This is a genomic window from Rhodococcus sp. Leaf233 (assembly GCF_001426165.1).
In the GTDB taxonomy this organism is placed as follows: domain Bacteria; phylum Actinomycetota; class Actinomycetes; order Mycobacteriales; family Mycobacteriaceae; genus Rhodococcoides; species Rhodococcoides fascians.
In genome coordinates this window covers 760,196-777,631 of record NZ_LMRO01000009.1, presented here as the reverse complement: position 1 = coordinate 777,631, position 17,436 = coordinate 760,196, and the positions used below count along the sequence as shown (strand labels likewise).

Annotated in this window: 14 protein-coding genes; 5 read left to right on the top strand and 9 right to left on the bottom strand. The window is 64.9% G+C overall.

Annotated elements, in window-relative coordinates; translation table 11 throughout:
• Positions 1 to 22: 22 nt before the first annotated feature.
• The 6 genes from ASH04_RS14395 to ASH04_RS14370 form a co-directional block, all read right to left on the bottom strand.
• Complete coding sequence (locus ASH04_RS14395; protein WP_057473770.1) at positions 23 to 1,459, bottom strand: short-chain fatty acid transporter; 1,437 nt, start codon at positions 1,457 to 1,459, stop codon at positions 23 to 25.
• Between the two features lie 116 nt (positions 1,460 to 1,575).
• Entirely contained in the window at positions 1,576 to 2,520 is a 945-nt protein-coding gene (locus ASH04_RS14390) for a Ppx/GppA phosphatase family protein (protein ID WP_032385652.1), read from the bottom strand.
• On the bottom strand, positions 2,517 to 3,047 hold the full coding sequence (locus ASH04_RS14385) for a DUF501 domain-containing protein (RefSeq protein ID WP_032371198.1): 531 nt from the start codon (positions 3,045 to 3,047) through the stop codon (positions 2,517 to 2,519). The genes ASH04_RS14390 and ASH04_RS14385 overlap by 4 nt, the downstream gene beginning before the upstream one ends.
• Positions 3,044 to 3,532: an FtsB family cell division protein gene (locus ASH04_RS14380; protein ID WP_027496114.1), complete on the bottom strand. Its 489-nt coding sequence runs from the start codon at positions 3,530 to 3,532 to the stop codon at positions 3,044 to 3,046. The genes ASH04_RS14385 and ASH04_RS14380 overlap by 4 nt, the downstream gene beginning before the upstream one ends.
• A 259-nt stretch (positions 3,533 to 3,791) precedes the next feature.
• Complete coding sequence (eno, locus tag ASH04_RS14375) at positions 3,792 to 5,078, bottom strand: phosphopyruvate hydratase (protein ID WP_027496113.1); 1,287 nt, start codon at positions 5,076 to 5,078, stop codon at positions 3,792 to 3,794.
• An 88-nt stretch (positions 5,079 to 5,166) separates the two neighbouring features.
• Positions 5,167 to 5,877: a lytic transglycosylase domain-containing protein gene (locus tag ASH04_RS14370; protein WP_045842124.1), complete on the bottom strand. Its 711-nt coding sequence runs from the start codon at positions 5,875 to 5,877 to the stop codon at positions 5,167 to 5,169.
• 189 nt (positions 5,878 to 6,066) lie between these two features.
• Here ASH04_RS14370 and efeU point away from each other — a divergent pair, with 189 nt between their 5' ends.
• From efeU to ASH04_RS14350, 4 genes are all read left to right on the top strand, one after another.
• The gene (gene efeU, locus ASH04_RS14365) at positions 6,067 to 6,948 is read left to right on the top strand and encodes an iron uptake transporter permease EfeU (protein ID WP_032373011.1); all 882 of its coding nucleotides are present in this window, start codon (positions 6,067 to 6,069) and stop codon (positions 6,946 to 6,948) included.
• 14 nt (positions 6,949 to 6,962) lie between these two features.
• Positions 6,963 to 8,102, top strand: a complete 1,140-nt coding sequence (gene efeO / locus ASH04_RS14360; protein ID WP_057473769.1) for an iron uptake system protein EfeO — start codon at positions 6,963 to 6,965, stop codon at positions 8,100 to 8,102.
• Complete coding sequence (gene efeB / locus ASH04_RS14355; protein ID WP_082519250.1) at positions 8,083 to 9,333, top strand: iron uptake transporter deferrochelatase/peroxidase subunit; 1,251 nt, start codon at positions 8,083 to 8,085, stop codon at positions 9,331 to 9,333. The genes efeO and efeB overlap by 20 nt, the downstream gene beginning before the upstream one ends.
• A 221-nt stretch (positions 9,334 to 9,554) precedes the next feature.
• A complete protein-coding gene (locus ASH04_RS14350) occupies positions 9,555 to 10,196 on the top strand; it encodes a dihydrofolate reductase family protein (RefSeq protein ID WP_057473768.1) in 642 nt (213 codons plus the stop codon).
• Between the two features lie 116 nt (positions 10,197 to 10,312).
• Here the strand turns inward: ASH04_RS14350 and ASH04_RS14345 are convergent, their stop codons facing one another.
• Entirely contained in the window at positions 10,313 to 10,681 is a 369-nt protein-coding gene (locus ASH04_RS14345) for an ArsR/SmtB family transcription factor (protein WP_032407560.1), read from the bottom strand.
• Positions 10,682 to 10,769: 88 nt separating this feature from the next.
• Here ASH04_RS14345 and ASH04_RS14340 point away from each other — a divergent pair, with 88 nt between their 5' ends.
• Entirely contained in the window at positions 10,770 to 12,749 is a 1,980-nt protein-coding gene (locus ASH04_RS14340) for a heavy metal translocating P-type ATPase (RefSeq protein WP_082519249.1), read from the top strand.
• Here ASH04_RS14340 and ASH04_RS14335 read toward each other — a convergent pair.
• Positions 12,738 to 13,652, bottom strand: coding sequence for a MazG family protein (locus ASH04_RS14335; RefSeq protein ID WP_027496105.1), 915 nt, complete (start codon positions 13,650 to 13,652; stop codon positions 12,738 to 12,740). The genes ASH04_RS14340 and ASH04_RS14335 overlap by 12 nt on opposite strands.
• Positions 13,653 to 13,654: 2 nt before the next feature.
• Positions 13,655 to 17,320, bottom strand: a complete 3,666-nt coding sequence (gene mfd / locus ASH04_RS14330) for a transcription-repair coupling factor (RefSeq protein ID WP_057473767.1) — start codon at positions 17,318 to 17,320, stop codon at positions 13,655 to 13,657.
• Between the last annotated feature and the right edge of the window lie 116 nt (positions 17,321 to 17,436).

The following is a 17,436-nucleotide window of genomic DNA, read 5'->3' as shown; positions in this document are numbered from 1 at the left end:
CGGTGATGATCATATCGGGCTGCTATTGCGCCGGAATGACCGGCGGCACGAAGTCGAAGGTCATGCCGAGGAGCCACACGAGCAGCAGGACCACCGGGAAGTGGAAGATGAACTGCAGGAACGTGAACCCGATCAAGTCTCGTGCTCGAAGTCCAAGAACCGCCAGCAAGGGCAGCATGAAGAACGGGTTGATCAGGTTCGGCAGCGCCTCGGCGACGTTGTAGATCTGGACGGTCCAGCCGAGGTTCATTTGCACGTCGGTGGCCGACTGCATGACGTACGGCGCTTCGACGAGCCACTTGCCGCCGCCGGACGGAACGAAGAGCCCGAGCACCACGGTATAGACCGCGATGACCACGGCGAATCCACCGCCGCTACCGATGTCGGTGAAGAAGTTGGCGAGGTGCTCGGAAATCGTGACGCCTCCCCTACCCTCTGCCTTGGTCAACATGGCCGCCATTGCGGCGTACAGCGGGAACTGCACCAAGATCCCTGCAGTGGCGGGGACCGCCTTGCTGACCGAATCGAGGAACCGCCGCGGGGTGCCGTGCAGCACGAGACCGAGCATCAGGAACACCAGAAGGTACCCGTTCAGGCTGCTGACCACCGACAGCACCGGCAGCGTCAATAGCTGCGAGACAAGCCATCCCAGCGTCATCGCGCCGGCGAAGAGCGGAAGGATGCGGCTGTACTCGAGCCACTCCCCCGGCCTGGTGCGCGGTGCCGGCTCCGCGACGGTGTCGTCGAGATCGACGTCCATATCCGCCGCGGTCTTGATGGCTGCGCCCTTGGGTGCCGACACGTGTGCAATGACGACCGTCAACACGATGATGATGACGCACATCAGCAGCGACTGCCACGTGAAGATGGTCGTACCGAAATCGAGGACACCCGTTATCGAAAGCAGTGTCGCCGGAAGCGAACTGGCCGTCGCCTGCAACTGAGCAGCTGAGGACGACATGCCCAGCGCCCACACCGCTCCGAGTCCCATGAATGCAGCAGCCCCCAGAGCCCGATAGTCCGTCCGCAAATCGTCACGCCGCGCGATGGCACGGGCCAACAGACCGGCGAACACCAGACTCAGGCCCCAGTTGAGGAACGAGACCGAACAGGACAGCAGTGCAACGAAACTGACTGCGCTACTGGAACTCTTGGGCACTTGCGCCAATCGGGTGATCAATCTGGCGACCGGTGGAGAGGTGGCCACGACGTACCCGGTGAGCACGACCATCGCCATCTGCAGCGTGAAGGCCGTCAGGTCCCAGAACCCGTTCCCGAATGCGTCGACCACATTCTGCGGAGACGAACCGTTGGCGAAGGCAGCAACAGCAACGACCACCACTCCGACGAGCGCGAAGATGTACGCGTCGGGAAACCATTTCTCGGTTCCCTTGGCGAGCGCTTGCGCTACGCGCGCCAGACCTTTCTCGGCCGGGGCCTGCTGGGCGGGTGTCGTCATCGGTGGTCCTAGCCTCGTCGGGAGCAGTGACGTGAGCCACAGCGCCTATCAGGCTTCACCGAAACACGAAGCGATGCAACCTACATCGCCGCAGAACGGGTCTGCAGAATTGCAGATCAGATCTTGATCGACATCGCGATGCCGTCGAGGATGTCGTGCTCACTGACCGTCAACGAGCTGACAGCCCCGCGTCGCTCGAACTCTTCGGCCAGCACGCTGCACACGATCGCTCCGCCGCCGATGACGTCGACCCGTCCGGGATGCATGGGCCCCAACGCACTTCGCTGCGTGTGGGTCATGCCGATGAGCCGCTCGCACACCTCGAAGAGCTGATCGAAGGGCACTCGCGACAAGTGCACCGCGTCTGCGTCGTACTCGGGTAGTTCCTTGGCGATGGCCGCGATGGTCGTCATCGTGCCGGCCACACCCACCCAGCTCGACGCGTCGCCGATCGAGACTTCCTCGAATGCCTCCGCCAACTTCTCGCGGGCGTACTCACGCGCACCGTTGATCTCGTCTGCGGTGGGAGGGTCCGAATGCAGGAATCGTTCGGTCAGACGCACACAGCCGATGTTCGCCGAGAACGCCGCTTTCACACCTTTGGCGTCGCCCAGTACGAGCTCGGTGGAACCGCCACCCAGATCGACGACCAGGAAAGGCCCTGCCGCAGAATCGAGTTCACCGACCGCACCGGCAAAGGACAGCCGCGCTTCTTCGTCTCCGGTGATCACCTCGGCCTCGGCACCGGGAATGACCTTGCCGAGTACCTCACGCACCATCGAGAAGAAGTCCTCCCGATTCGACGCATCGCGGGTGGCGGAGGTGGCGACCATGCGCACCGCGGTGGCCCCGGTCTTACGGATGATCTCCGCGTACTCCACCAATGCAACACGGGTGCGCTCGATGGCCTCGGGCACGAAGGCTCCGGTCGCGTCGACGCCTTGCCCCAAGCGCACGACCCGCATCTCACGAGCGACGTCGGCGAGAGTCTTACCGTTGTTGTCTGCGACGAGCAGGCGGATGGAGTTGGTGCCGCAATCGATTGCTGCAACCCTGGTCATGATTTCTCCGCACGTAGTTCTTCGATGGTCGGCCAATCGGCCGGAATAGCTTTGCCGCGCAACGAGTTCTCGGCTGCCAATGCCACCGACTCGTCGCCGAGCGGATTGACTCCTGGCCCCTTGGCCAACGAATGCGCGATCAACACGTGCAGGCACTTGACGCGGTCGGGCATGCCGCCGCCGGTGAAATCCGTTCCGAGAGATTCGATCTCGTTGCGCTCAGCCAGGTACGACTCGTGTGCACGCAAATAGGCGGCAGCCAATTCCGGGTCTGTGCCCAAGCGTTCGGTCATCTCACGCATGACTCCGGCCGATTCCTGCCGACTTGCTTCCGCCGTCAATCGCGGGTCGGTCAAGTAGTACAGGGTGGGAAACGGAGTGCCGTCGGGAAGCTTCGGGGCAGTTTTCACCACACCTGGCCTACCGTCCGGAGACCGATACGCGATTTCGAGTACGCCACGCGGTTCACGTCCGAGCTGCGATGCGACCGCATCGAGATCTTCCTGCGAGACTGCCGAGGAATTCACCCGACGGGTCCCCCTTCTGGTTCTGGCACCGGCGGCGCCGGAGCGGGTTCTGGCTGTACGACGGGCATGGGCGCGGACGTGGGCTCCGACGGCTCGTCCGACCCCTGCGGCTGCACCGCGGTGTTCCATAGGTCGGTGTACCACGGCCCGGTCGGGGTGTTGTCCACCTCGAGATCCTTGGAGCTCGGCGAGTAGTCGCCGGGGAGCTGCACCTGATACGGCGTCTCCCCCGGCATGACGAACCGCAGCCGCTCGCGAGCATCGGCGGCGATACGGGACGGTTCGTTGAGCTGAGATTTCTGGGTCTCGAGCGCGTCCACCTCATCCTGCAGGGTCTGACGCTCGGCCAACACGGACTCGAGCTCGCCGCGTTGCGAGAAGTAGGTCCTGAGCGGCACGGCCAGCGTCAGCGCCAACGCGCACACCACGACACCGAGAATGACTGCGCGTCCGGTGGACAGCCCGAAGAAGGTGCGCTCGGGCATCTTGGGCCTACGAACACCGACACGTCTGGGAGCAGCTCTGCCACCCACCACGGCGTCACGCGCCTGATCCGACGGCTCCGGTGGAGTGGCCGGCCGACCGGAGGCGGTCTCGTCGCGAGACGCACCCCCGGTCGGCTTCGAGCGATTCGGAGAGGACGGACGGCCGCGGGGTCGGGGGTCCCGTCCACCTGGACTGGTCCCGGACCTCCCGCGTCGCGCCATCATTCACTCTCCACTTCGTGCATACGTATCGATTGACTCAGCCCTCGTAATTGAACCGGGGGAAAGCCAGCTCGCCTGCGTAACGCGCCGCGTCACCCAGAGCTTCTTCGATTCGCAGCAACTGGTTGTACTTGGCGACGCGCTCGCTTCGGGCGGGGGCACCGGTCTTGATCTGCCCGCTGCCGACGGCAACTGCCAGGTCAGCGATGGTGGTGTCCTCGGTTTCGCCGGAACGGTGGCTCATCATCGTCTTGTAGCCGTTGCGGTGGGCCAGATCCACTGCATCGAGGGTCTCGGTCAGCGTGCCGATCTGGTTGACCTTGACCAGCAGTGCGTTGGCCGCACCCTTGACGATGCCGTCTTCGAGACGCTCGGGGTTGGTGACGAACAGGTCGTCGCCGACGAGCTGAACCTTGTCGCCGATCGATTCGGTGAGTGCGACCCAGCCGTCCCAGTCGTTCTCGTCGAGCGGATCCTCGATGGAGACCAGCGGGTAAGCGTCGACGAGCTCGCCGTAGAAGGCCGACATCTGCTCGGCGGACTTGGTCTCACGCTCGAAGGCGTAGCCGGTGCCCGCGGTGTAGAACTCGGTGGCCGCCACGTCGAGGGCGAGCGCGACATCCTGGCCGGGCTTGAGACCGGTCTTGCCGATGGCCTCGAGGATCAGGTCGAGAGCTGCCTTGGTGCCGGCGAGATCGGGAGCGAAGCCGCCCTCGTCGCCGAGGCCGGTGGACAGGCCCTTGGCCTTGAGCACTGCCTTGAGTGCGTGGTAGACCTCGGCACCCCAGCGCAGCGACTCCTTGAACGTGGCCGCACCGATCGGCGCGATCATGAATTCCTGCACGTCGACGCCGCTGTCTGCGTGCGCGCCACCGTTGATGATGTTCATCATCGGCACCGGCAGGATGTGGGCGTTCGGGCCACCGAGGTAGCGGAAGAGCTCGAGTCCGGTGGACTCCGCAGCAGCCTTGGCGACGGCGAGCGAGACACCCAGTAGGGAGTTCGCGCCGAGGCGGGACTTGTCGGGAGTGCCGTCGAGGTCCAGGAGGGCCTGGTCGACGGTGCGCTGCTCGATGGCGTCGAGGCCGATGACGGCGGGTGCAATCTCGTCGAGCACCGCGTTCACGGCCTTCTCGACGCCCTTGCCGCCGTAGCGGTCTCCGCCGTCACGAAGCTCGACGGCCTCGTGCTCACCGGTGGATGCGCCGGAGGGAACGGCTGCACGGGTCAACGTCCCGTCGTCCAATGCGACCTCGACCTCAACCGTGGGGTTGCCACGGGAATCGAGGATCTCGCGAGCTCCGACCTGCTCAATGATGGCCACGAATGCTTCTCCTAGTAACGGGGACCGGCGGACTGTGCCGGGTGCAAGACTAGCCGCTGTTGCATGGTGCCCGCGATGCACGGAGTTTCTACGGCCTGGTGCCTACCGAGTACGCGGCCGCTCGATCTCGCACGTCACGCAGATACTGGCCCGAGAGGTTGTACGCCATCAACGCGCTCTCCCACCCCTGCGCCGTCCGCAGATCACCGCCTCGCGCGCAGAGATAACGCGCAGCCGTCAGAGCGGCGTCGTCGATGTTGTCCGGATCTGCGATGCCGTCGCCGTTGGCGTCGACTCCCCATTTCTTCCACGTCTCGGGGATGAACTGCATGGGTCCCATCGCACGATCGAACTCGGCATCGCCGTCCATCGATCCGCCGTCGGTGTCCGGGATCTCGGCGACGCCCGGGCCGCCGTCGAGTGGGATTCCGCGAATCGGCGGTGCGACGAGTCCGTCGGGTTGCACGGAAGATCCCTGGTAGGTGCCGTGCCGACTCTCGATGTACCCGATCCCGGCCAGTGTCGTCCAGGCGATACCGCAGTCCGCGTCGGTCTCGGCCATGATCGCGGCAGCGTGCCCGTACGACGCGAGTGCGGTCACCGAGATACCGAGCGCATCGGTCTGGGGCTCTGCCCAGGCAATGAGCAGATCGGCCGTTCGGCCGGGGGCATTGAAGTCGATGATCGGCACCTCCGTGCCCGGGCCGGGCGGAATGCCCTCGGGAATCTCACGCTTCGGCTCGCTGCTGCCACATGCGGTGAGCGCCAGGAGTACCGATGCGGTGGCGAGCACGCAGATTCGTGAGATCACCTCACCATCCTGCACACGGAAGGTAATAGAAAGCTAAAGACCGATAAAACCCCAGTACAACGTGCATAAGGACCAGGTTGCAGGGTGTATGTTTCTGTCAACCTTCACGCATGAGGGTCGCCTACCCTTCGCGAGGCAAGGCGTACCAATGTTCGACGCACAACAGGAGCACCTTCCGTGTCCGTACTGGCTGCCGCAGGATCTGCGCCGTCGATCGCTACCCAGATGTTCGGCAGCGGTCTGATCGGTCTTCGCGAGGGTCTCGAGACCGGCATCGTGGTGATGATTCTCGTGGCGTTCCTCGTCAAGGCGAACCGCCGCGACGCCCTCAAGTGGGTGTGGCTGGGAGTCGGCCTGGCCGTCGCGATGGTGGCGGCGATCTTCTTCGTGATCCACTACGGCACGTCCACCGTCACCGGACTGACGGCCGAGATCATCGCGGGAGCGGCCTCGCTGGTCGCCGTCGTCATCGTCACGGCCATGGTCCTGTGGATGCGCACCGCCGCCAAGAACATCTCCGGCGAGCTGCGGGCGAACATGGAGAAAGCTCTTACCGTCGGGCCTGCGGCAGTGCTGACGCTCTCGTTCTTCGCCGTCGGCCGTGAGGGCGTCGAGACGGCACTGCTCATGGTCGGGTACGCCGAGAACACCAACGGCAGCCTGTGGCCACTGCTCGGACTTTTACTCGGCATCGTCGTCGCCGCAGTACTGACGGTGTTCCTGTACTTCGGCGCGGTGCGCATCAACTTTGCCGTGTTCTTCAAGTACACCGGCATCTTCCTCATCGTGGTCGCCGCCGGAATCCTGGCCTACGGCATCCGTGCCCTGCAGATCGGCGGAGTCCTGCCCGGTGGCAGCGCTGTCGCCTTCGACATCACCGCACACTTCGATGCCTCGAGCTGGTACGGCACGGTACTCGCCGGGATCTTCAACTTCCGCCCCGAACCCACTGTCTTCCAAGCGATCGCATGGGTGCTGTACATCGTCGTCGTGTTGTTCCTCTTCCTCCGCCCGGTCCGCGTTCCCGCGGCTCCCGAGCCTGTACTTCAGAACTCCTGAAAGGCACCACCACCATGCGTCGTACCACCTACGCTCTGGCCGCGGTCGCGGTTCTACCGATGGCCCTGGCCGGATGCACCGAGAAGTCCTCGACCGAGGCCGCGTCGGGCGATATCGCCGTCACGGCCACCGACTCGTCCTGCGACGTCGGTGCATCCGAGGGCACCACCGGAAACTCCACGTTCCAGATCACCAACAACGGCAGCAAGGTCACCGAGTTCTACGTCTACGGCGAGGGCGACCGCGTCATGGGCGAGGTCGAGAACATCGGACCGGGTCTGACGCGTCAGCTCATCGTCGCTCTGCCCGACCCCGGCACGTACCAAACCGCCTGCAAGGCAGGCATGGTGGGCGACGGCGTCCGCGCCGATTTCGTCGTGACCGGCGATTCGGTTCGCCAGACGGACGAGGACGGCTTGCTCACCGAGGCAGCCGACGGCTACAAGCGCTACGTCGTCAGTCAGATCGACGCGTTGCAGGAGACCACGACGTCGTTCGTCACCGCGGTCAGGAGCGGCGACGTGGCCGCAGCCAAGGCCCAGTTCCCCATCGCGCGTAGCTATTACGAGCGCATCGAGCCGGTCGCCGAGAGCTTCCCGGACGATCTCGATCCGCGCATCGACCTGCGCGAGCCCGACGTCGAGCCCGGCGCGGAGTGGACCGGCTTCCACCGCATCGAGAAGGACCTGTGGACGCAGGGACTGCAGCCCGACACCAACGCGATGGCCGATCAGCTCGAGGCCGACATCACCGAACTCGCAGACAAGATCAAGGCCGACGACTTCACCATCGACCCCGTCCAGGTCGCCGGTGGCGCACAGGGATTGCTCGACGAGGTCGCCAAGACCAAGATCAGCGGTGAAGAGGACTTCTTCTCGCACACCGACCTGTGGGACTTCCAGGCCAACGTCGACGGCTCGCAGGCAGCCATCGCGGCCGTGCGTCCGATCCTCGACGAGCGCAACGCCGAACTGGGCACCGCGATCGACGCCCGCTTCGCAGAACTCGACGCCGAACTCGCCAAGTACCGCAGCGGCGACGGCTTCGTCTTCTACGACACCGTGACCGAACCGCAGCGACAGGAACTGTCGAACAAGATCGACGCACTGTCCGCCGAAGTGAGCCAGGTGCAGGGTGTCGTTGCCGGACAGTAAGACTGGACAGTTCTCCCGGCGGCGCCTGTTCGGTGCCGTCGGGACCGGGGCTGCACTCGTCGGAGTCGGGGCCATCGCGGGACACGCGACGGCCTCGGGAGCCGAGGTGCCGACGTCGGACGTCGTCGAGTTCCGCGGCGACCATCAGGCCGGCATCGTCACCCCGGCGCAGGACCGCATGCACTTCGTCGCGTTCGACGTCACCACCGACTCGCGCGAGGATTTCGTTGCGCTGCTGAAGAAGTGGACCCTGATGGCCGAGCGGTTGGTGCATGGCGAGGAGACGTTCGACGGCGGAGCTGTCGACGGTGGCCAGTACAACCCGCCCACCGACACCGGTGAGGCGCTGGGCCTGTCCGCATCGTCGCTGACGCTGACGATCGGTTTCGGTCCGGCACTGTTCGATCGATTCGATCTGGCGTCGAGAAGGCCTGCGTCGCTTGCCGATCTGCAGCACTTCCCGGCCGACAACCTCGACCCCCGCCGCTCAGGCGGAGACCTGTGCATCCAGGCCTGCGCCGACGACCCGCAGGTTGCCGTGCACGCCATTCGCAACCTCGCCCGGGTCGGCTTCGGCACGGTCTCGGTGAAGTGGTCTCAGCTGGGCTTCGGGCGTACCTCGTCCACCTCGACCACCCAGGACACCCCGAGAAACCTGTTCGGCTTCAAGGACGGGACCGCCAACCTCAAGGCCGAGGACCCGTCTTTGCTGGACGACAACGTCTGGGTTGCCCCTGACGATGATCAGGAATGGATGGCAGGTGGCTCCTACCTCGTGGCCCGCCGCATCCGCATGCTCATCGAATCGTGGGACCGCACCACGCTGAAGGAACAAGAGCGAGTGATCGGACGCAGCAAGGGAACTGGCGCACCGCTCGGCCAGAAGGACGAATTCGACGCACTCGACTTCGAGTCACAGGGACCGGAAGGCACCTTCATCGACAAGACCGCACACGTGCGTCTGGCGTCGAAGGAAAACCTCGGCGGCGTCCAGATCCTGCGTCGGGGATACAACTTCACCGACGGATCGGACGGCTTCGGACACCTCGACGCCGGACTGTTCTTCATCGCCTACTGCCGCGATCCCCTGACCCAATTCGTCCCGATGCAGTTGGCCCTGTCTCGCAAGGACGCACTGAACGAATACATCCAACACGTCGGGTCTGCAGTATTCGCATGCCCACCCGGCGTCGGAGAATCCGAATACTGGGGTTCGACGCTGTTCGAGTGATTCGAACGCCGGCCCCACCCCGTCCGCGTCAATGGACCCTTGCATACGTCTGACCGCTGCAAGGGTTCATTCACGCGGAAGCCCGGTCCGCGTGAAGGGCGCACTGCATACGTCTGCGCGGTGTGCAATGGTCCATTGACGCGGGCGGGCGGGCGGTGAGTTCGTGCACGCGGTTCGGTCTACACCGTCGTATGTTTTCGTCATCGACATCGGGAGCACATATGGGTCAGCTGGTTCGGGTACAGAATTTCACCGTCTCGAGCGACGGAATCGCGGCGGGCAAGGACCAGAGCTTGGAGAGCCCGTTCGGTCTCGACCATCTGGCACTGATGAGGTGGTACTTCGCCACCGCCAGCTTTCCCGGGAACGCCGGTTCGAGCGGTAGCCGCGGACTCGACGACTACTTCGCCCGCGATTTCGCCCACAACATCGGTGCCGAGATCATGGGCCGACACAAGTTCGGGCCACAACGGGGACCGTGGGCCGATCACGAGTGGCAGGGCTGGTGGGGTGACGAGCCGCCGTTCCACACGCCCGTCTTCGTACTCACCCACCACGAACGGCCGTCGATCACACTCTCCGACACCACGTTTCACTTCGTCGACGGCGAGCCCGCCGAGGTGCTCAAACGGGCAAAGGAGGCGGCCGACGGGAAGGACGTGCGACTCGGCGGTGGCGTCACGAGTATCCGCGAATTCCTCGACGCCGATCTGGTCGACACCATGCACATCGCCGTCGCACCCATCGAATTCGGCTCGGGCCTGAAGCTGTGGGATTCACCCGACGAATTGAACGACAGATTCGAGCACGAAGTTGTCCCGAGTAGCAGCGGTATGACTCATCACCTGTTCTGGCGTAGGTAGCCGGGCCGGATCAATGCGCCATTGTTGCACTCTGACCGACTGAAACCCACATTGATCCCGACCCGAGGGACGAGGAATGTCCCGCCAGCGCGAGTATTGGGGCAAGTGAGAACATCTCAGGCGGAGTCGGCGTCGGAGGGGAAATCCGACGCCGACATTCCGAGGTGCTCGATGTGATAGACGGCCTCGTCGAGCAACATCGCGACGTGGTTGTCGTACAGGCGATAGATGACGCTTCGGCCCGAGCGAGTCCCGGTGACCAGTCCCATGGCGCGTAACAACCGGAGCTGATGCGACACCGCCGACTGTTCCATTTCCACTGCCTCGGCCAAATCGTTGACCCCGCTCGGCCCCTGCCGTAGCTGCGTCAGAATGCGCAGTCGGCTCGGCGTGGCCAGAGCCTGGAGGGTCGCGGCCACCGTGGCGGCAGATTCGGCATCGAGCTGCGCAGGCGGCGTGCTGCGTCCCTCGACTCCATGTCCCATGCGACAACTATAGTTTATGTACACATGTAAAGGTCTTCATGTAATCCTGTACGGTGAGGTTCGCACTCTCCGAGGAACGAAGGCCCACATGACTTTCACCAGCACCGCCCCGGCACAGGCCGACGTGCGACCCCCAGCCGGCGCGAGCCGCACCCGTCTCGTCGACATCACCGAAGTCAGATGGGCGCTGGCCGCGACGGCACTGTTCGCCCTCGGACTTCTCGCGCAGTTGATCGACGCGCCGACATGGACGTACTGGGCGCTCTACCTCGCCTGCTACGCCACCGGTGGGTGGGAGCCTGCGCTGGAAGGACTCCGGGCGCTGCGGGACCGAACGCTCGACGTCGACCTGCTGATGATCGTCGCCGCACTCGGTGCCGCCGCGATCGGGCAGATCTTCGACGGCGCACTGCTGATCGTCATTTTCGCCACGTCCGGTGCCCTCGAAGCGGTGCTCACCAGACGCACCGCCGATTCGATCCGGAGCTTGCTGGATTTGGCACCCGAGACCGCGACCGTGCTCGACGCCCCCGGCCACGAACGAACAGTCGATGCATCCGACCTGCGCCCGGGCGACATCGTGACAGTGCGCCCCGGCGAACGCATTTCGGGTGAAGGCACCATCGTCGACGGTGCATCCGACATCAATCAGGCCTCGATCACGGGGGAATCGGTACCCGTCTCGAAATCCGTGGGCGACGAGGTGTTCGCCGGGACCATGAACGGCACCGGCGCACTACGGATCAGGATCGACGTCGACCCGTCCGACACGATCATCGCGCGCATCGTCACCATGGTCGAGCATGCGTCCGAGACCAAGGCCGAGAAGCAACTGTTCATCGAGAAAGTCGAGCAGTACTACTCGAAGACCGTCGTGCTCTGTACCGCAGCGATATTCGCGGTGCCGATGCTGCTCGGCAACGACCTCGAATCGTCGTTGCTGAGGGCGATGACGTTCATGATCGTCGCCTCGCCGTGCGCGGTGGTCCTGGCGACCATGCCGCCCCTACTCGCAGCGATGGCCACCGCGGGCAGAAACGGCGTGCTGGTCAAGTCTGCCGTGGCGATGGAGCAGCTGCGCTCCATCGACACGGTTGCCTTCGACAAGACGGGGACCCTCACCGAGGGAACACCCCGAGTGGAGTGCATCGATACTCTAGGAACCCTGGACGAGCTCGAAGTGCTCCGCCTGGCAGCGGCAGCCGAGAACGGAAGCGAGCACCCCATCGGGCTCGCTGTCGTCGATTACGCCACGAGCCGGGGCGTCGCGATCACCACGGCAACGCACTTCGATTCGACACCCGGCATGGGAGTCACGGCAACGGTCGACGGCCGCACCGTCACGGTCACCAAACTCGAAGCCGCACAGCACAACACGAACGCCCCGGTCGAGCGCACCGCCGCCCTTCGAGAAGCCGAGGGCATGACGGCGGTGATCGTGCACCTCGACGGAGAAGCGATCGCGGTGATCGGACTCGTCGACATCGTTCGCGCGGAAGCCGACACCACGGTCGCAGGTCTGGAAGAACTGGTCGGCACCCGAGCGGTGCTCCTCACCGGCGACAACGACCGCGTCGCTCGAGCAGTGGCAGCGCGCGCCGGAATTGTCGACGTACGCGCGGGGCTGCTGCCCCAGGACAAGGCCGAGGCCGTCACACAACTGCAGAACGAACGTACCGACGGCGAGACCCCGCGGCGAGTGCTGTTGGTCGGCGACGGCGTCAACGACGCGCCGGCGATGGCCACGGCCGACATCGGTGTCGCCATGGGACGTCGAGGATCCGATCTCGCGCTCGACACCGCCGATGCCGTCCTGATCCGCGACGACCTCGGGGCCCTGGCGTCCGTCATCGCGCTTTCGCGGCGGGCTCACCGCATCGTGGTCGCGAACCTGGCGATTGCGGCGACGTTCATCGTCGTGCTGGTGGCCTGGGATCTGATCGGTACCCTTCCGCTACCGATCGGCGTGGCCGGTCACGAAAGCTCCACGGTCATCGTTGCTTTGAACGGGATGCGATTGCTGTCCTCGCGTGCCTGGAAGCAGAAAGCGTCCCGGTCAGCCCCGTAGACCCCAGTGTTCGATCCAATCCAACGCACTCATCTCTCCCGGCGTGACGCCCGCATTGCGGGCCGATGCCTCGGCATTACGGATCAACGCGGCGAAATCGAGTACTCGACGCCGTAATGCGTCCTCGGCACTGTCCCCGCCGTTCGAATGGTCGACGCCGATGTGGACGACCCGAAGACCGTCCGGAACGAGCTCGTCGGGCAGTCCCGCCTTACTCGCGCGTCCGATCACCTTCTGCGCCAATGCAAGTGACGGCTGAGACATCGCGATGCCGTCCAGGCAGGAGCCCCTGGCTTTTTCCGACGCTTTCTTCTCTTCCCACATCCGCTCCTGCTCGACGATGTCGATCGGTCCGGTGTCGGTTCGGCTCAGATGCGGGCTGCGGTGTGTCAGCTTCCGCACCAGACCTGCGGCAACGTCATCGACGTCGAAGGGGTCCTCGGCGGCGTCCTGAGCGATCCGGGAGTGAAAGAGCACCTGTAACAACAGGTCTCCCAGCTCTTCACGGAGGTCGACCAAGTTGCCGGCGGCGATGGCGTCGAGCAGCTCGTAGGTCTCTTCCAGAAGGTAGCCGCGCAGCGACTCGTGCGTCTGCTGAGCTTCCCAGCCGCCGACGCTACGCAAACGGTCCATCAGCTGAACCGCCGCGATGACGTCGTCGCCCGGAAGCTTCTCGGCCGCGACGACGCGTTCGCCGCGGGCGATCCGGTTCTGTACATCGGGATTGGTCCGGTCGGTGCTCACCAACACGGCATCGACGTCGTCGGGCGCGGCGGTGCCGGAGAACAACCAGCGCACCTTCACCGGAACCTCTTCGGTGAACTGCACTGCGCCACCGAGAAATTCGACGGCGTCCACCGGTACCTGAGTAGGACGAACAGGGTCGAGCAGAACGATCGTCACCGCTACACCCCCACAGTTTGCTCCAACAGGACGGACCGAGATGGCTTCCCGTCCAAGGATAGGATGAGATCGGCGATGAACTGCACCAATTCGACATCGCGGACGCGCGCCGCTCCGACACCGCCGCCTTCGACGCGGGGCAACGGCAGCTGCACCACTCCGGTGGTCGCACGATACGTCGCGCTCGGGTAGAGGCGCTTGAGCCTGATCTGCTTGGAATCGGGCAGGTCCATCGGAGCCAATTTCACCTGTGTCCCGGCCACATTGACGTCGGTCAGGCCGTATTCCTTGGCGATCAGGCGCAGCTTCGCGATGGAGACCAGGCGTCCGACCTCCTCGGGTAGCGGGCCGTAGCGATCGACGAGTTCGTCGATGACGGCGTCGATGCCTTCGGAGTCGGCCGCGGCGGCGAGTTTCCGGTACCCCTCGAGCCGGAGCCGATCGCTGGTGACGTAATCCGGCGGGATGTTCGCGTCGACGGGGAGGTCGATACGCACTTCCTTGGGTGCCTCGTCCGTCGTGATCGGCTTACCGTCGGCGGCAGCGCGGTAGGCCTCGACCGCTTCACCGACGAGCCGCACGTACAGATCGAATCCGACGCCGGCGACGTGGCCCGACTGCTCGGCTCCCAGAACGTTTCCGGCACCACGAATTTCGAGGTCCTTCATCGCCACGGCCATACCGGCTCCGAGGTCGGAGTTCTGCGAGATGGTCGCCAAACGGTCGTAGGCGGTTTCGGTGAGCGGCTTCTCCGGCGGGTACAGGAAGTACGCGTACCCGCGTTCGCGGCTACGACCCACTCGACCGCGCAGCTGATGCAGCTGGGACAGGCCGAGCGAATCGGAGCGTTCGACGATCAGCGTATTGGCGTTGGAGATGTCGAGACCGGTCTCGATGATGGTGGTACACACCAGCACGTCGGTCTCGCGTTGCCAGAAACCCTGCACGGTGCGTTCGAGAGTTTCCTCGTTCATCTGACCGTGCGCGGTTGCCACCCGCGCCTCGGGGACGAGATCACGAATCTTCTTCGCGGCCTTGTCGATCGAGCTCACTCGGTTGTGTACGAAGAACACCTGGCCGTCGCGCAGCAATTCACGCCGAATGGCGGCCGCAACCTGCTTGTCGTTGTACGCGCCGACGTAGGTCAGCACCGGATGCCGCTCCTCGGGCGGGGTGAGGATGGTCGACATCTCGCGAATGCCCGCCAGGCTCATCTCCAGCGTTCGCGGAATCGGGGTGGCCGACATCGTCAGCACGTCGACGTGAGTACGGAGCGACTTGATGTGCTCCTTGTGCTCGACGCCGAAACGCTGCTCCTCGTCGACGATGACCAGGCCGAGGTCCTTCCAGGCGACACCGGTCTGCAGCAACCTGTGCGTGCCGACGACGATGTCGACGGTGCCGTCGGCCAATCCGGCCATCACTTCTTTGGAATCGGCACCGTGGGTGAAGCGAGAGAGCCCTTTGACCGTCACCGGGAACGACGCCATCCGCGCGGTGAACGTCTGCAGATGCTGTTGCGCGAGAAGCGTTGTCGGGACCAGGACGGCCACCTGCTTGCCGTCCTGAACTGCCTTGAACGCGGCACGCACAGCGATCTCGGTCTTGCCGTAACCCACGTCGCCCAGGATGACGCGGTCCATCGGTACGGCCTTCTCCATGTCGGCCTTGACCTCGGTGATGGCCGTCATCTGATCGACCGTTTCGGTGAACCCGAACGCATCTTCCATCTCGCGCTGCCACGGAGTGTCGGCCCCGAAGGCGTGTCCCGGAGCCGCCTGACGAGCGGCATACAGCTGCACGAGTTCGCCGGCGATCTCGCGAACCGCCTTGCGCGCCTTGCGTTTGGTGTTCGCCCAGTCGGACCCGCCGAGCTTGCTCAGTGTCGGCAGTTCGCCGCCGACGTAGCGCGAGAGTTGATCGAGTGAATCCATCGGCACGAACAGTCGGTCGCCGGGATGACCGCGCTTGCTCGGCGCGTATTCGACGACGAGGTATTCGCGCCTGGCGCCGCCTATGGTGCGCTCGACCATCTCGACGAACCGGCCGATGCCGTGCTGGTCGTGCACGACGCTGTCGCCGGCGACGAGAGCCAGCGGATCGACCTGATTGCGACGCTTGGCCGGTAGCTTGCGCCCCTCCCCCGCCGCCGCGACACGGTTACCGGTGAGATCGCTCTCGGTGACGACCACGAGCTTTGCGTCGGGAAACACCAGACCGTCGTGCAAAGACCCGCACAGGACGTTGACGACGTCCGGAACCGGGACGGCACCGGAATCGAGATGTGCGGCAGGAACTTCGGCCTCGGCGAGGCGTTCGATGATGCGCTTGGCGGTACCGGCTCCGGCCACGGAGATGACGGCCCGTCCCCCGGTGGCGATGTGGGCTCGCAGGGTGGCGTACAGCGCCGTCAAGGCTTCCTCGGAACCTCGCACCTCGGGCACGGGATCGACGGCGAGCTCCACTTCTTCGCCGTTGCCCGACGCCAAGGGGCTGATGGTCCACCACGGCCGGCCGTGCACCTGGGCCGACTCGCGTACCTGCCGCAGCGAGCGGTACGCGGAGGCACCGAGATCGAGCGAGGCCCCCTCGAGGCTGGACGTATCGAGGGCGGACGTATCCAGTGGCGCGGCTCCACCGATGGATGCCGCAGTCCAGGACGCTTCGAGGAATTCCTGTCCGGTGCGGACCAAATCGGTTGCGCGAGTTCGGATTCGCTCGGGATCGCAGAGCAGGACGTGGGTTCCGGCGGGCAGTGTGTCGGCGAGCAGTTGCAACTCGCCGGGTTGCAGCAGCGGCAGCAGCGCCTCCATGCCCTCCACCGGGACGCCGGCCGACAGCTTGTCCAGCATCTCGACCAACGCGGTGTCACCGGCATTGTCGGCGGCGAGCACGGCCGCGCGATCGCGAACTTCCTGCGTGAGAAGCAATTCTCGGCACGGCGGCGCGATGACGAGATCGACCTCGTGATCGGGCAGCGATCGCTGATCGGAGACCGCGAATGCGCGGAGCTCGGTGATCTCGTCGCCCCAGAATTCGACGCGGACCGGATGATCGGCCGTCGGCGAGAACAGGTCGAGAATGCCGCCACGGACGGCGAATTCGCCGCGCTTGCCCACCATGTCGACGCGCAGGTAGCCGAATTCGACGAGGCGATGGATCAGCCCGTCGAAGTCCAGATCGAGACCGACTTTGAGCGTGACGGGTTCGATCTCGCCGAGACCCGGGGCCATCGGCTGCACCAGCGAGCGAACGGTGGTCACGATGACACGCAGCGGATCGCCGTAGTCGCTGTCACCGGGGCGGGCGAGACGACGGAGCACATCGAGCCGCTTACCCACGGTATCGGCGCTCGGGGAGAGCCGTTCGTGCGGCAGCGTCTCCCACGACGGGAACATGGCGACGCCGCCACCGAGAATCTGGGTGAGTTCACTCGTCAGGTCGTCGGCTTCGCGTCCCGTCGCCGTGACGATCAGAAGTTGGGTGTGCTGCGCGATTGCGGCGGCCACGAACGGACGCACCGAGTGCGGCCCGATCAACGTGTGCTCGGCCGTTCCGATCGCGTCGGCGACCGCGACCATCGACGCATCCGTCAACGCGACACTGGCGAGCCCCGAAAGGTGAAGCGCCGCGTCGTGAACGATCGGGGCCGGCCCGGACGTGGTCATGGCAGGCAGGGAATCGGAAGACAACAGCAATGCTCCTGAACGAGTCGAGGCGATGGCTGCGCACGCACAGTCCCGTCGAGTCTATGGGAGCGCACCGACACCGTGACACGCGGGAG

What these genes read in the sequence shown, in the direction of transcription:
- ASH04_RS14390 (WP_032385652.1), bottom strand. Translation starts at nt 2,520, where the DNA reads ATGACCAGGGTTGCAGCAATCGATTGCGGCACCAACTCCATCCGCCTG.
- ASH04_RS14350 (WP_057473768.1), top strand. Translation starts at nt 9,555, where the DNA reads ATGGGTCAGCTGGTTCGGGTACAGAATTTCACCGTCTCGAGCGACGGA.
- ASH04_RS14345 (WP_032407560.1), bottom strand. Translation starts at nt 10,681, where the DNA reads ATGGGACATGGAGTCGAGGGACGCAGCACGCCGCCTGCGCAGCTCGAT.
- ASH04_RS14395 (WP_057473770.1), bottom strand. Translation starts at nt 1,459, where the DNA reads ATGACGACACCCGCCCAGCAGGCCCCGGCCGAGAAAGGTCTGGCGCGC.
- ASH04_RS14340 (WP_082519249.1), top strand. Translation starts at nt 10,770, where the DNA reads ATGACTTTCACCAGCACCGCCCCGGCACAGGCCGACGTGCGACCCCCA.
- efeO (WP_057473769.1), top strand. Translation starts at nt 6,963, where the DNA reads ATGCGTCGTACCACCTACGCTCTGGCCGCGGTCGCGGTTCTACCGATG.
- ASH04_RS14380 (WP_027496114.1), bottom strand. Translation starts at nt 3,532, where the DNA reads ATGCCCGAGCGCACCTTCTTCGGGCTGTCCACCGGACGCGCAGTCATT.
- mfd (WP_057473767.1), bottom strand. Translation starts at nt 17,320, where the DNA reads ATGACCACGTCCGGGCCGGCCCCGATCGTTCACGACGCGGCGCTTCAC.